This is a genomic window from Streptomyces sp. NBC_01390, assembly GCF_045040105.1.
Classification (GTDB): Bacteria; Actinomycetota; Actinomycetes; order Streptomycetales; family Streptomycetaceae; genus Streptomyces.
The window spans coordinates 9352786-9367383 of sequence record NZ_CP109551.1; the positions used below are offsets into that span (position 1 = coordinate 9352786).

At 69.2% G+C, this 14598-nt stretch carries 8 protein-coding genes and 1 riboswitch; of the genes, 7 read left to right on the forward strand and 1 reads right to left on the reverse strand.

Translation table 11 applies throughout. The features are described from left to right. The first annotated feature begins 30 nt into the window (after nt 1-30). From istB to OG241_RS42035, 7 genes are all read left to right on the forward strand, one after another. Entirely contained in the window at nt 31-822 is a 792-nt protein-coding gene (gene istB, locus OG241_RS42005) for an IS21-like element helper ATPase IstB (protein ID WP_405826730.1), read from the forward strand. A 37-nt stretch (nt 823-859) separates the two neighbouring features. Continuing rightward, nucleotides 860-944, forward strand: a riboswitch (ZMP/ZTP riboswitch). A gap of 34 nt (nt 945-978) precedes the next feature. Continuing rightward, the gene (locus tag OG241_RS42010; protein ID WP_405823225.1) at nt 979-2136 is read left to right on the forward strand and encodes a phosphoribosylaminoimidazolecarboxamide formyltransferase; all 1158 of its coding nucleotides are present in this window, start codon (nt 979-981) and stop codon (nt 2134-2136) included. Between the two features lie 248 nt (nt 2137-2384). Then, nucleotides 2385-2969, forward strand: a complete 585-nt coding sequence (locus OG241_RS42015; RefSeq protein WP_405823227.1) for an IS607 family transposase — start codon at nt 2385-2387, stop codon at nt 2967-2969. Then, a complete protein-coding gene (gene tnpB, locus OG241_RS42020) occupies nt 2966-4423 on the forward strand; it encodes an IS607 family element RNA-guided endonuclease TnpB (protein WP_405823228.1) in 1458 nt (485 codons plus the stop codon). The genes OG241_RS42015 and tnpB overlap by 4 nt, the downstream gene beginning before the upstream one ends. Nucleotides 4424-5219: 796 nt before the next feature. Continuing rightward, nucleotides 5220-6326 (forward strand): lytic polysaccharide monooxygenase, encoded by a 1107-nt coding sequence (locus tag OG241_RS42025; RefSeq protein ID WP_405823230.1) that lies wholly within the window; start codon nt 5220-5222, stop codon nt 6324-6326. Between the two features lie 365 nt (nt 6327-6691). Continuing rightward, on the forward strand, nt 6692-9979 hold the full coding sequence (locus tag OG241_RS42030) for a GH92 family glycosyl hydrolase (RefSeq protein WP_405823232.1): 3288 nt from the start codon (nt 6692-6694) through the stop codon (nt 9977-9979). A gap of 48 nt (nt 9980-10027) precedes the next feature. Next, the gene (locus OG241_RS42035) at nt 10028-10417 is read left to right on the forward strand and encodes a hypothetical protein (RefSeq protein WP_405823234.1); all 390 of its coding nucleotides are present in this window, start codon (nt 10028-10030) and stop codon (nt 10415-10417) included. A gap of 35 nt (nt 10418-10452) precedes the next feature. Here the strand turns inward: OG241_RS42035 and OG241_RS42040 are convergent, their stop codons facing one another. Beyond that, nucleotides 10453-14280 carry a GH92 family glycosyl hydrolase gene (locus OG241_RS42040; RefSeq protein ID WP_405823236.1) on the reverse strand — a complete coding sequence of 1276 codons (3828 nt, stop codon included), beginning with the start codon at nt 14278-14280 and terminating at the stop codon, nt 10453-10455. Nucleotides 14281-14598: the final 318 nt, after the last annotated feature.

The following is a 14598-nucleotide window of genomic DNA, read 5'->3' on the forward strand; positions in this document are numbered from 1 at the left end:
GCACACCTGTCTGTCCCCCGTCCCGCCGCCATAAGCCCCGAGCTCTGCGTCAACCGCACTCTTGCCCGACCGGCGATCCGCACGCAAGCCAAGACAGCGAGCCAACAGTGTTCGATTCCCCAGGCGCACACAGCTGCTCGGCTTGACGAGTTAAGCGCCTTAGGTGTCTATCGCGGGTTCCTGGCCGAACTGCTGCTGTCCGAATGCGACGACCGGGCACGGCGCCGTTCCGAGCGCCGGATCAAGGCAGCCGGCTTTCCGCGCGAGAAATCGCTCCGGCAGTTCGACTTCGACGCCAACCCCGTCATTGACCCGGCCGCCATCCACACCCTCGCCAAGTGCGACTGGGTCAAGAAGGGCCTGCCGCTGTGCTTGATCGGCGACAGCGGAACCGGCAAGTCACACCTGCTCATCGCGCTGGGCACCGAGGCGGCGATGCATGAGTACCGGGTGAAGTACGTGCTGGCCACCAAGCTCGTCAACGAGCTCGTTGAGGCTGCCGATGAGAAGCTGCTGGCCAAGACCATCGCCCGCTACGGCCGCGTCGATCTTTTGTGTATTGATGAACTCGGCTATATGGAGCTTGACCGTCGCGGGGCGGAGCTGCTGTTCCAGGTTTTGACGGAGCGTGAGGAAAAGAATTCTGTGGCGATCGCCTCCAACGAATCCTTTGGAGGGTGGACCAAAACCTTTACGGATCCAAGGCTCTGCGCGGCAATCGTGGACCGGTTGACGTTCGGCGGGAACATCATCGAGACCGGCACCGACTCCTACCGCCTGGCTGTCACCCGCGCCCGCGCCGAAGCGGCTGCCGCGAGTTGACTGCGCGCCCCGACCGGGTGCGGCGCCGGGTAAGATCCTGCCCGGCCGCAACTGGCGAAGGTGGACAACCACCGGGGAGCGGCCGTTTTCCCACGTGAGCGTCGACCGCCTGGGCGCCTGCGTCAGTGATGTCCAGCTGACCCAGGAGGTTATGACGTGGATCTACGTTACGGAACCAACCCGCAGCAGCACGCGGCCTATGTCGCACCAGTACGCCCCGGCCAGTGGCCGGTCCGGGTGCTGCAGGGCAGCCCGTCCTACATCAACGTGCTGGACGCGCTGAACAGCTGGCAACTGGTCCTGGAGGCCGCCCGGGCTCTGCAGCGACCAGCCGCCGCCTCCTTCAAGCATGTCTCGCCGGCCGGCGCGGCGGTGGCCGGGCCCGTCGATGACGTCACGGCCGAGCTCTACAGCATCGACCGCGACGGTGTCGGAGCGCTCACCAGCGCCTACCTGCGTGCCCGCGATGCCGATCCGAAGTCCTCCTACGGCGATTTCGCCGCCGTCTCACATCCGGTCGACACCGAACTCGCCGAGCTGCTGGCCGGTGTGGTCTGCGACGGCATCATCGCCCCCGGCTACGCTCCCGGCACCGTCGCGACGCTCAGCCGGAAGAAGAACGGCCGTTTCCTGGTCATGGAAGCAGACGAGGCGTTCGTGCCCCCGCAACACGAGGCACGGGAGGTGTTCGGCCTGCGGCTGACCCAGCAACGCGACGCTGTGACGCTCTCCAGCGCTCTGCTGGACAACGTCGTGTGTGGTGCGCTGTCCGCGACGGCAGCGGAGGATCTCCTGCTGGGCTTGGCCGTCCTGCGCTACACCCAGTCCAACTCCGTGTGCTACCTGCGCGGCGGGGCGACCCTGGGGATCGGCGCAGGCCAGCAGTCCCGCGTGGACTGCACCCGCCTGGCCGGCGCGAAGACCGACACCTGGTGGCTGCGACGCCACCCGGCGGTCCGCGCGCTCACCTTCCAGCCGCACATTCGGCGCCAGGACCGGATCAACTGGCAGATCCGCTTCATCGAGGGAGACCTCACCCCGGACGAGAACGTTCGGCTGGCGAAAGCACTCTCCACACCCGCACCCGAGCTGACTGACGACCAGCGCAAACAGTGGCTGACTGGCTTGAGAGAGGTCGCGTTCGTGTCGGACGGCGCCTTGCCGTTCCGCGACAACGTCGACCATGCTCACCGGCACGGCGTGGGTTTCATCGCCGAGCCGGGCGGATCGGTCCGTTCCAGCGAGGTCGAGGACGCCTGCCGCGAGCATCAGATCGCTCTCACCCGCACCGGGCTCCGGTTGTTCCACCACTGAGGTCACCGAGGTCCCCGCACCAGCCAGCGGTGGGGGACCTCAAACCCGGTGAACCATCCCGACCAGAGCACTCCGCGAGTGCCGTCGGGCCCCAGAGCATGTCCTCAGGTGGAGTTACTTCTCAGCTACAGAGTTCGGTCCCACGAGCGCCAGGTGGAGTCAAAACTGACCTACCAATGGAGTCGGTTGTCACTGACGAAGCCAATTCATAGTTAGTTCTGGTCGTATATCTTGAATATCTTGACCTTGTGAAGCTTTCGGAGCGGGCGCGGCAGCAGGGTGTGAGCTACCAGACCGCCTGGCGATGGGTGAAGGACGGGAAGATGCCGGTGCCGGTCCGTCAGGCGCCATCTGGAACGTGGCTGGTCGCTGAGCCCGCTGCGGCCGTCTCTGCGACCTCGGGGCGGGTGGTGGCGTACTGCCGCGTGTCATCCGCCGACCAGAGTGCCGACCTTGAGCGGCAGCCCGCCCGGGTCGTGGCCGGCGCGAACGGGCTCGGCCTGGCCGTCGCCGACGTCGTGACGGAGGTCGGCTCGGGGCTGAACGGACGACGCCGCAAGTTGCACCGCCTGCTGTCCGACCCGCAGACGGTGGTGATCGTGGTCGAGCACCGTGACCGGCTGGCCCGGTTCGGCGTCGAGCATCTCGAAGCCGTCCTGTCGGCGTCCGGGCGGCGCCTGGTCGTCCTCGACCCCACCGAGGCCGCTGACGACCTGGTGCGGGACATCACCGAGGTGCTGACGTCGATGTGCGCCCGCCTGTACGGGCGGCGGGCGGCGAAGAACCGTGCAGAGCGCGCGGTGGCCGTGGCGACCGGCGAGGACGCCGAGTGAGGAAGTTCCAGCCGCAGCCCGGTTTTGTGGTGCAGGCGTTCCGGTTCGCGCTGGACCCGAACGCCGCCCAGGAGGCCGCGCTGCGCTCGCACTGCGGCGCCGCCCGTGCCGCGTACAACTGGGCGGTTGCCTGGGTCGAGGCGTCGTGGTGGCAGCGCAAGGCCGAAGAGTCGTACGGGATCGCCGAGGAGCAGCTGACGCGGTGGCGGCCGTGGTCGCTGCCTGCGCTGCGGAAGGCGTTCAACGAAGGCAAGCACACCGACCCGCGTTTCTCCGCCTGGTGGGAGGACAACTCCAAGGAGGCGTACTCCACCGGGCTGGCGAACGCCGCCGCCGCGTTCGACAACTACGCGAAGTCCAAGCGCGGACAGCGCAAGGGCAAGCGAGTCGGTATGCCGCGCTTCAAGTCGAAGCGGAAGGCGCGCCTGTCCTGCCGGTTCACGACCGGCACGATCCGCGTGGACGCCGACGGCCGGCACGTCACCCTGCCCCGCCTCGGCACGATCCGCAGCCACGAACCCACGGTGAAGTTCCTCGACCGAGTCCACGCCGGCACGGCCCGGATCCTGTCCGCGACCGTCCGGCACGAACGCGGACGCTGGTTCGTCTCGTTCCAGGCCGAGGTCAAGCGCGACCTCGAACACGTGGCGCGGCCGGACGTGGCGGTCGGCATCGACCTCGGGGTGAAGACCCTCGCGGTCATGGCCGACAGCACCGGCGAGATCCGCACCGCGCCCAACGCGAACCACTACGACCGGGCGCGCAAGCAGCTGCGCCGCGCCTCCCGGGTCGTGTCCCGCAGACAGGGACCTGACCGGCGCACCGGACAGAAGCCATCGAAGCGGTGGGAGAAGGCCAACGCCGCCCGCAACAAGGTGCATCACCGGGTGGCGAACCTCCGCGAAGACGCCCTGCACAAGCTCACCACCGCCGTGGCCGCCGAGTACGGCGCCGTCGTGGTGGAAGACCTCAACGTCGCCGGGATGCTGCGCAACCGGCGGCTGGCCCGCCGGATCGCCGACGCCGGATTCGGCGAGATCCGCCGCCAGCTCGACTACAAGACCAGCCAGCGCCACGCCACCCGCATCATCGTGGCCGACCGCTGGTACCCCTCCTCCAAGACCTGTTCCGGGTGCGGCGTAGTGAAAGCCAAGCTGCCGCTGCACGTCCGGACCTACGAATGCGACGCCTGCGGTCTGGTCATCGACCGGGACGACAACGCCGCACTCAACCTCGCCGCGCTCGCGGCAGCCGCAGTAACTGGTACCGGAGTGGCCGGAGACCAGGACACCGCCCCGGCGGTGTCGAAGCCTCGTGGAGCCGACCAGAAGGCCCGCGCCACCCGCCCCCGCCGCAAGGCGGAGGCGGGGCGGGCAGGTGGCGCAACCCTGCCTCACCAGCGGCAGACAGAAACGAGAGACCGTACTCAAGCCGAAGCCCTCACGCTTTGGTGATGTGACGGACCTTCCGGTCCGAAATACCCGGAATGCCGAGACCTGACTACGGTCCCGGCAACGGCGTGGAGTCTTCGCATAGGTGGACTTCCTCCCCTGAACACTGTGCATCGCCTCCGCCCGGTGGAGCGGAGGCCAGTGATCAGGGTGGTCGCTGTGCGGAAAGCGACTCAAGGGATTCCTGTGGCCGGGAAGTGCCAATGCCTGCTTCGGCCACGGGTGCAACGAGGGTTCGAGACGGTGACAGCGAAGCCGGACCATGGACTGTGCTCATGGTGAATCCGGCGACCCCCCCCGCCGCGAGATCCACCTCGGCCGAGGCAACGCCCGCCCCTCGTCGAGGCGGGCGACCAGCAGCAGGCCCTCACCCCGCCCTGTCATCCGCGCCGACTTCGCCGGCAAGCGCAGCCAGGCCGACGACACCTCACCCAGGCATACCGGTTCCCGTGGCGACACCGCGTCATGGCCTCCGTACGAGCACCCGACGGTGGCCGTGGCCGTACCGGGAGACCTCACGGCGGGCCGCCAAGCGCGCTCCTCGTGCGTCAGCCGTTTACATCTTCACCGCGCGGCGCTAGCTTCAGGAGTGAGTGAGGTGGGAGCGCTCCCATACCGAGCGGACCGGAACCCGTAAGCGGGAACCGCTCCCACCTCACCACCCCCCCCACACACACCCAGCACCCCGTGCGCATCGCGCAGCACGCGCGCCCCCAGCCGGGCGCGCCCCTTCACCCGCACGTTCCGTACGTACCGCACGACGTACGGCGCACCGCGTACGACTGAAGGAGATCATGACATGGCCCTGACATTCGCATCGACCTCCCCATCCTCCCCCCGCACCCCACGCCGATTACCGCTCCCCACCCGAGGCAGAGCCCTCCTCCTCGTTCTCCTGGCCCTGCTCACCGTGATCCCGGCCCTCGGTCTGGTCGTCACGGCGGGCGGCGACGCGCAGGCCCACGGCACCCCGATGAAACCCGGCAGCCGTACCTTCCTGTGCTGGGAGGACGCACTCACCGACACCGGCGAGATCAAGGCGATCAACCCGGCCTGCAAGACGGCCCAACAGGTCAGTGGGACAACGCCGTTCTACAACTGGTTCTCGGTGCTGCGCTCGGACGGCGCGGGCCGCACCCGGGGCTTCGTCCCGGACGGCCAGCTGTGCAGCGGCGGCAACACCAACTTCACCGGGTTCAACACCCCAAGCGCCGACTGGCCGTTGACCCACCTCACCTCGGGCGCCAACGTCGACTTCTCGTACAACGCGTGGGCGGCGCACCCGGGTTGGTTCTACGTCTACATCACCAAGGACGGCTTCGACCCGACCAAGACCCTCACCTGGGACGCGCTGGAGTCCCAGCCGTTCCTGACCGTCGACCACCCGCCGCTCAACGGCACCCCGGGCAACGTCGAGGCCAACTACTCCTGGAACGGCAAGCTCCCGGCGAACAAGTCCGGGCGCCACCTCATCTACATGGTGTGGCAGCGTTCCGACAGCGCGGAGACCTTCTACTCCTGCTCCGACGTCGTCTTCGACGGCGGCAACGGCGAGGTGACCGGCATCAAGGACCCCGGCAACCCGCCAACCGAGCCCCCGCCCGGCGCGTGCACCGCCACCCGCCGTACGACGGGCAGCTGGAACGGCGGCTACCAGTCCGAGGTGACCGTCACCAACTCCGGGACCGTGCCCATGCTCGGCTGGATGGTCGACTGGTCGCTCCCGGCGGGCCAGGCGGTCGACAGCCTCTGGAACGGCGACGCGACCTACAACGGCCAGGCGGTGATGGTCCACAACGCCAACTGGAACGGCTCGCTGGATCCGGGCAGGACGGCGACGTTCGGGTACGTCGTCCGGGGCTCGGGTGGTGATACGGCAACTACGCTGCCCTGCCGGGTCGGTTAGACCGGCGGGGCCGCACCGCGACTGAGAGACCGCTCAGGGCGGACCCGGTGGCTGTCGGCCACCGGGTCCGCGAGCCGGGCCCGCACGGGGGATGAGGCCCGGGGAAGTAGGGCATGGGGGGTGTGAACCGCCTGGACGAGACAACGTTGTCCGACGGTTCGAACATCACTCTATCGCCCCAACGGACAACATCGTCAAGCCGGTTGCTCCCCCGTCGGAGTGCACCCGGTACCCCGCACGCGTGACCGGCGTGCGCGTCCCCTCGGAGGCGCTCGCCCTCCCGTGGTACCGCTGGCGCACGTCACTGTCCCGCGGCTTGTGCGACCTGCTGTGCGCGACCCGTCCGAAGGAGGAGGGGCCGCGTCATGCGTGTCCGCCCTACGTCCCTGTTGCTGGCCGTCACCCTGGCACTCGGCACGCCCACCCCGGCGCTCGCGGCGACGCCGGCACCCCCGAACTCCCTGGTCCAGGACCCCACTCCATACGTCGATCCGCTCATCGGCACCAGGAACGGCGGTGATGTCTTCCCTGGCGCGGTCGTCCCGTTCGGCATGTTCTCCTGGAGCCCGGAGAACACCCGGGGCGACGCCACCCGGACGGCCGCCCCAGGCGGCTACCACTACGACGCCACCCGCATCCGGGGGTTCAGCCTCGCTCACATGTCCGGCACGGGCTGCGCGGGCGGCAGCGGCGACATCCCGTTCCTCCCGTACGCCGGTCAGGTCACCTCCTCCCCGTCGAGCGACACCAAGGACGCGGTGTACGCGGCCGACTTCAGCCACGCCGACGAGACGGCCGAGCCCGGCCACTACCGGGTGGGCCTGGCGTCCGGAGTCACCGCCGACCTCACCGCGACCACCCGCACAGGCTCCGCACGCTTCACCTACCCGCCCGGCCGACCGGCGTCGATGCTGATCCGTACCGCCAACTCCGAGGTGGGCTCGACGGATTCGACGGTCACGATCGACCCCGCCGCCCGCACGGTCTCCGGCTCGGTCACCTCCGGCAACTTCTGCGGCCACCTCGACCCCGAGGGCCGACGCCCCTACTACACCCTCCACTTCACGGCCCGCTTCGACCGCGCCTTCAAGGCGACCGGCACCTGGCAGGACGACCGGCTGAGCCCGGGTGCCACCTCCGCGTCCGGCGGAACAGGCGGCTTCACCGCGAACAGCGGCCGACCTGTGGCGGGCAAAGGGGCAGGCGGATACGTGGAGTTCGAGCCCGGCGCGGGCCCGGTGGGCGTCAAGGTCGGTATCTCGTACGTCAGTCGGGCGGGCGCCGAGGCCAACCTCGCGGCCGAGAACCCGCCGGACCGATCCTTCGCCTCGGTCGAGTCCGCGGCCCGACAGGTCTGGCGGGACAAGCTGGCCGCCATCAATGTCGGCGGCGGCACGGAGGCGGAGCGCACCACCTTCTACACCGCCCTCTACCACTCCCTCCTCCACCCGAACATCATCAGCGACGCCGACCGTCGATACCGGGGCGCCGACGGCGAGGTGCACCTGGTCCGCGCGGGCCACGACCACCAGTACGGCACCTTCTCCGGCTGGGACGTCTACCGCTCCCAGGTCCAGCTGCTCACCCTTCTCGACCCCGACACCGGCTCGGACATCGCCCAGTCCCTCTATGAACTCGCCTGCCAGAACGGCGGGTTGTGGGACCGCTGGCTGCACGGCGCGAGCGGCACCCACGTCATGAACGGCGACCCCTCGCCCGCCGCCCTCGCCGGCATCCGCGCCTTCGGTGGCAGCAACTTCGACCTGCGGGGCGCGCTGGACTCACTGCTGCGGGCGGCGACGACACCGACCCGGCAGGACCTGTCACCGGCCGGCCGACCGATCCTCTCGGTCGGCCAACGCCCCTCTCTGGACGCCTACTTGGCGCACAACTACATGCCGTCCGTGTCCAACGCGTGGGGCGGCGCCGCGGAGACGCTGGAGATGTCGGGCGCGGACTTCGCCCTCGCCGAACTGGCCCGCGCGGCAGGGCGGACGAGGACGGCGGACAGCTTCATGAAGCGCGCCCAGTGGTGGCAGAACAACTTCGACATCGCGGCCTACCCGAGCGGCGGCTACATCACCAACCGCAAGGCGGACGGCAGTTGGGTCCCCGGCTTCACCCCGGCCACCGGGAACGGCTTCGTCGAGGGTACGGCGGCCCAGTACACCTGGATGGTCCCGCACAACCCGGCGGGCCTGTTCGCGGCGATGGGCGGCACCGCGCCGGCGGTCGACCGCCTGGACACCTTCTTCCACCACGCCGACGGCAGCTGGGCGCTCACCGGCAGCGGCGGCGAGAAGTCCGAGCTGGACAACGAACCCTCGGTCAACGTCCCCTACCTGTACGCCTACGCGGGCGCACCGCACAAAACCCAGGAGACGGTCCGCGCGGCGATGACGAGACTCTGGTCGACTCGCCCGGGCGGCATCCCCGGCAACGACGACCTGGGCGCGATGTCCTCCTGGTACGTCTTCGCCGCGCTCGGCATGTACCCGCAGGTGCCGTCCCGCGCCGAACTGGTCCTGGCCTCGCCCCTGTTCCCGAGGATCGAGATCAACCGCCCCTACGGCAACGACATCTCGATCCACGCACAGGGAGCGGCGGCCGACACCCCGTACGTCCAGTCCCTCACGGTCAACGGCCTGACGAGCGACCGCCCCTGGCTCCCGGCGTCCTTCGTCCGGCACGGCGGCACCCTGGACTACACCCTCACCGCCACCCCGAACCCCACCTGGGGCGCGGCTCCGTCCGACGCCCCACCGTCCTTCCGGGCGGGCGAGCAGCCGTACCAGATCGGCGTCGGCCCCACCACGGCGACGCTCGCACCGGGTGGCGGCGCGGGGGTGGACATCCGGGCCGTGTCCCTGAGGGGCGCCGCCACCCCGGGACCCCGGGTGCGTTTCGAGGTGGAGACCCCGACGGGAGTCACGGCAACGCCCGTCTCGGGGACGGTGGTTGACGGCTTCCAACGGATCACGATCTCCGTCCCGCCCACCGCCGAGCCGGGCTTCTACGAGGCGAGAGTCAAGGTGACGTCGACGGACACGGCGTACGAGCAGCCGATCTCCCTGACGGTGGCGGCCCCGGGTTCCCTTCTCGCCGCCTACAACAACACGGGCGTCTCCGACGACACCGGCGACCACTCCGAGGCCGACTACGACGGCGGCGGCTGGAGCTATTCGCGCCAGGCCCTGGCAGCGGCGGGCCTGACCCCGGGCGCGCGGGGCAAGCTTCCGACGGGCCTGACGTTCACCTGGCCGGCCTCGCCGCCGGGCCGCCCCGACAACGCTTCGGCGACCGCCCAGCCCATCCAACTCACTTCGCCCGCATCCCAGTTGTCATTCATCGGCAGCGCGGTCTTCGGCGGCCGGCGAACCCAGGCGACCGTCACCTACACCGACGGCACCACCGACACGATCGACCTCGCCCTCACCGACTGGACGCTCGGCGGCGGTACGGGCAGCGTCCAGTACGGCAACGCGGTCGTCGCGAGAGCCGCGTACCGGAACGTCTCGGGAGCGGGCCGGGACCCGGTCCCGACGTACGTGTTCGCCACCAGCCCGTTCCAGGCACCGCCGGGCAGGAGCATCGCGAGCGTCCGCCTGCCGGCCGACGCCAACCTGCACGTCTTCACCCTGGCGACCGCCTGACCGTCACCGCCTCTGGCGGGCCACACCGTGGCGCGCGACCATCGAGAGATGGGGCAACGGCCGTACCTTCTGGATGAGTTCAAGTCCGAGGCCCGCGGCGCCTTCGCGTTCCTGGTCGAGAGTGAGGGTTCTGCCGAGCCGGAGGATGACGACTGCGAGCTGATGTACCGCCGCTCCGACCTAGCAGTGCGCCTCGGATTCTATTGGGGACGACCTGAGCACAGCATATGGACGTATCTCAGCCGGATCGCGCCGGACGGCGCAGAAGGCCGGGGTGCGTCGCTGGAAGACATCTACACCGCCACCGGCTGCGGCCCACCACAGGACGTCCCCGGCACGATCCACAACCGGCGCACCCTGCTCATGCGCGTCCACCAACACGCCGACGCCCTACGCCGGTTGCTGCCCCGCCTCCCCGCCCGCTTCCCCGAGCCCTGACCTGGCGAAGCGGGCGAGAAGCGGGCGGGAAGCGCTCAGGCCAGCAGCTCCACCTCCGCCAGCGTCGACTCGCCGTCGAGGACCAGGCGGTACCGCGCGTACGAGCCCCCGGACGCCACCGAGAACGCCCGGGTCTGCCTGTCCCACCGGAACGACTCGCCTGAACGCCGGTCCAGGGTCCGCCAGTTCGTGCCGTCCGAGGAGCCCTGCAGCTTCCAGCCCGTCGGAGCCTCGGTCCGGTCCGAGGACGTCAGCGTGTACTGAACGGCCTTCGCGTCGCCACCCGCGATCGGCAGCTCCAGGGACCTCACCGTCGCGTCCGTCGCCGACGTGTTGTCGAACAACGCGCCCTCACCCTCCAGCACATCCGCCCGAGGCGTCGGCACCTCGTCGTCCTGGGTGATCGAGACCGGCGCCGCGTTCCTGGACGCCCCCCAGGTCGACGGTTCGGGGCCCATGTCGAACTTCAGGGTTCCGCCCTGGGAGACGATCGAGTGGGGGAGTGAAGTCGACGTCCAGGGAAGGCCGTTGACCTTCAGCCCCTGTACGTACACGTTCCGGGCGCTGTTGTCCGGGGCCTCGACCACCAGATCCCGGCCGTTCTCCAGGTGCAGCGTCGCCTTCGTGAACAGCGGGGAGCCGACGGCGTATTCGCCGCTGCCCATGACCAGCGGGTAGAAGCCGAGCGCCGAGAACAGGTACCAGGCCGACTGCTCGCCGTTGTCCTCGTCGCCGTGGTAGCCCTGGCCGATCTCGCTGCCCGTGTAGAGGCGGGAGAGGATCTCGCGGACGTTCTTCTGTGTCTTCCAGGGCCGGCCGGCCGCGTCGTACATGTAAGTGACGTGGTGGGCCACCTGGTTGGAGTGGCCGTACATGCCCATCCGGACGTCCCGGGCCTCCGTCATCTCGTGGATGACCCCGCCGTACGAGCCCACGAACTCCGGTGAGGCCGTCTCCGGGGTCTCGAAGTAGTCGTCGAGCTTGTCCGCCAGGCCCGCCCGGCCGCCGTACAGGTTGGCCAGACCCCGGCTGTCCTGCGGGGCGGTGAAGGCGTACCCCCAGCCGTTCGTCTCCGTGTAGTCGTGGCCCCAGACGCGCGGATCGTACGCCGACGACTCCACCCGCCAGTCGCCCCGCGCGTTCCGCCCCTGGAAGAAGCCGGCCTTCTTGTCGAACAACCGCACATAGTCCTGGGCCCGGTTGAGGAAGTACTCGGACTCCTCCTTGTACCGTTGCCCGCCCGTCTGCCGGTACAGCTCCTGGCCCATCCGGGCGATGCCGTAGTCGTTGAGGTAGCCCTCCAGCGCCCACGACAGGCCCTCGTGGGTCTCGGTGCTCGTGTAGCCGAGGAAGGGCGAGGTCGCCATGCCCTTGCGGCCCACGCCCGACATCGGGGGCACGACGGTGGCGTTCTTCACGGCCGCGTCGTACGCCGACTTCGCGTCGAAACCGACACCCTTCACATACGCGTCGGCGAACGCCACGTCCGACGAGGTCCCCGTCATCAGGTCCGCGTAGCCGGGGGAGGACCAGCGCGAGGTCCAGCCGCCGTCCTTGTACTGCTGCACGAACCCGTCGACCATCTCGCCCGCCTGACGAGGAGTCAGCAGCGAGTAGGCGGGCCAGGTCGTCCGATACGTGTCCCAGAAGCCGTTGTTGACGTACACCTTGCCGTCCACGATCTTCGCCCCGGTGTGCGTCGGGGTGTCGGGGCCCGGCATCGGAGAGAACGGAGACGCGTACTGGTACTTCGAACCGACCTTCTCGAAGCCGGAGTTGGGGTACAGATACAGCCGGTACAGACTGGAGTACAGCGTCGTCAGCTGGTCCGGCATCGCCCCCTCCACCTCGACCTTCCCGAGCAGCCCGTCCCACTGCCGCTGCGCACCGGCCCGTACCGCCTCGAAGGACGTACCGTCCGGAATCTCCTGCCGCAGATTGGCCTTGGCCTGCTCGACACTGATCAGCGAGGTGGCGATCCGCAGCGTCACGGTCCCGTCAGGGGATGGCCTGAACCGGAGATAGCCCTTGACCCCGCTCGACGACCCTTCCGTGACCACCGCGTCGTCGTCGAACACCCCGTACACGAACAGCCGGGTCGCCCCCGCCGACAGCCCCGACTTCACGTCCGAGTAGCCGGTGAAGGTGCCGTTCTCCGGGTCGAGGGTCAGGCCCGCCTGGTCGGTGACGTTGTCGAACAGGACGCTCGCGTCGGCCCCGGGGTAGGTGAAGCGCAGGACCGCCGCGTGGTCGGTCGGCGTCATCTCGGCCTTGACACCGTTCTCGAACCGCACCCCGTAGTAGTACGGCCGCGCGGTCTCGTTCTCGTGCCGGAAGGCCAGCGCCCGCGCCGTGCGCCCGGTGTCCGGGGTGCCGGCGACGGCCGACGGCATCACCTGGAAGGTCTGTCGGTCGCCCATCCAGGGACTCGGCTCATGACTCGCGCTGAACGCCTGGATCGTCGGCAGGTTGTCGGCGTTGTTGGCCCGCGCGTAGTCGTACAGCCAGCTCAGCGAGCCCGCGTTGGTCACCGGCGTCCAGAAGTTGAAACCGTGCGGCACGGCCGTCGCCGGGAAGTCGTTGCCCCGGGAGAAAGCGCCGCTGGAGTTGGTGCCACGGGTCGTCACCGCATAGTCGGACAGGTGTTCCCGGGGCGGCTCGGGAGCGACGGTCCGCAGCGCCACGTCGTCGAGCCAGCCGCGGAACCTCGCGGGCCCGGTCGGCGAGTCGTACGCCACCAGCACCCGGTCGACGGTCTTCCCTTGCGCCACCGCCCCGATCCGCGAAGCCACATGGTTCCACTGGTTGACGTACAACCCCTTGGCCGCGCCCTGCCCCTGGGGCGTCAGGGGAAAGCCGTGCTGGTCGAGGGCCGACAGCTCGCTCAGCAGGGTGCCGTCCGTGAAGGCAAGGTCCACCGACACGTTCGTGGCGTCGTAGTCGAGATCGCCGTCCGCCATCGACGGGAAGACCCGGTACGACAGTTCGGTGTCCCGGCCCACCGCCACGTTCACGTCGAACACCTTGTTGGACGAGTACGCCCGTCCGTCCGCCCGGTGCGTACCGGCGTACCGCAGCGCCCGTTTGCCAGTGAAACCGGCGCGGGCCTTCGCGGTCGGCGAGCCGCTCGGGCCGCGGTCGACCAGCGACAGCATGTCCCGGGGCACCGGCGCGTCACCGCCGCCCGTCGAGAACTGGACATCGGCGAGCTGTGTGATGGCGCCCCCGTTGTTGCGTCCGATGTCGAGCCGGAAGTGCCGGAAGGAGGCCGACGACGACAGGTCGTACGACCTGGTCTGGAACCGCTCGGCGAACGACTCACCCGCGCGAGTGTCGAGGGTCTGCCAGTCCGTCGTACCGTCCGCCGAGCCCTGGAGCGTCCAGTCGGCGGGGTCGCGCTCGGCGTGGTCGTTGGCCGAGGTCAGCGCGTAGGTGACGACCCTGACCGGCTCGTCCAGGTCGAACTCCGCCCAGCCGTTCGGCGCGAAGGTGAGCCACTTGGTCCCCGGCTCACCGTCGACGAGGTTCTCCTTCACCTCGCCCCCACCGGTGTTCTCGTCGCTCGCCCGTACGTCGGTCACATGGTCGGTCACGTTGCCCGGGATGCCGCTGCTGTATCCGCCGTCGACACCGGAGGCCCGCTTCGTGCCGTCCGGCCCGGTGTCGACGGTGTTCAGCCAGTCCGGCGCCGCCTCACCGGCCTCGAACGAGGAGGCGAACTCCTGGTCGGCAGCCGGTGCGCGGGCCGGCAGAGCGGTCGCCGCACCCTGCCCGCCGATCACCAGTGCGAACGCCGCTGCGATGGCCGGAATTGATCCGAACGTCCATCCGTACCGAGCCCTGTACCGAACTCCCTGCCGCATGCGAGAGCACCCTCCCTGCCGCTGGACAACGTTGTCACCTTGGCTGCGCAGGAACCAGTAGGGAGTGAAGTGACCAGTGGTGTCAAGGGTGTTGGGTGCGGCATTCGGGCCCAATATCGCGAATTACCCAGGCAAAGAGATGAGCGCGGTCCACATATTTCCGCGAGGTCTCAACTCGGAAAAGACCCGCGGCCAACCATGCATTCGATCTTGCCCCTTTGACGGGAAGTGGACTATACCTGTCGGCATCTGCCACTGTTCGACCGGTCGACGCCCGGTGCGAGGGGAGCCGGAAGGGTGGTTTGACGTGCCGAACGC

Bases quoted from the DNA above. Each gene is read 5' to 3' on its own strand.
- OG241_RS42025 (WP_405823230.1), top strand. From the start codon at position 5,220: ATGGCCCTGACATTCGCATCGACCTCCCCATCCTCCCCCCGCACCCCA.
- OG241_RS42030 (WP_405823232.1), top strand. From the start codon at position 6,692: ATGCGTGTCCGCCCTACGTCCCTGTTGCTGGCCGTCACCCTGGCACTC.
- OG241_RS42035 (WP_405823234.1), top strand. From the start codon at position 10,028: ATGGGGCAACGGCCGTACCTTCTGGATGAGTTCAAGTCCGAGGCCCGC.
- OG241_RS42040 (WP_405823236.1), bottom strand. From the start codon at position 14,280: ATGCGGCAGGGAGTTCGGTACAGGGCTCGGTACGGATGGACGTTCGGA.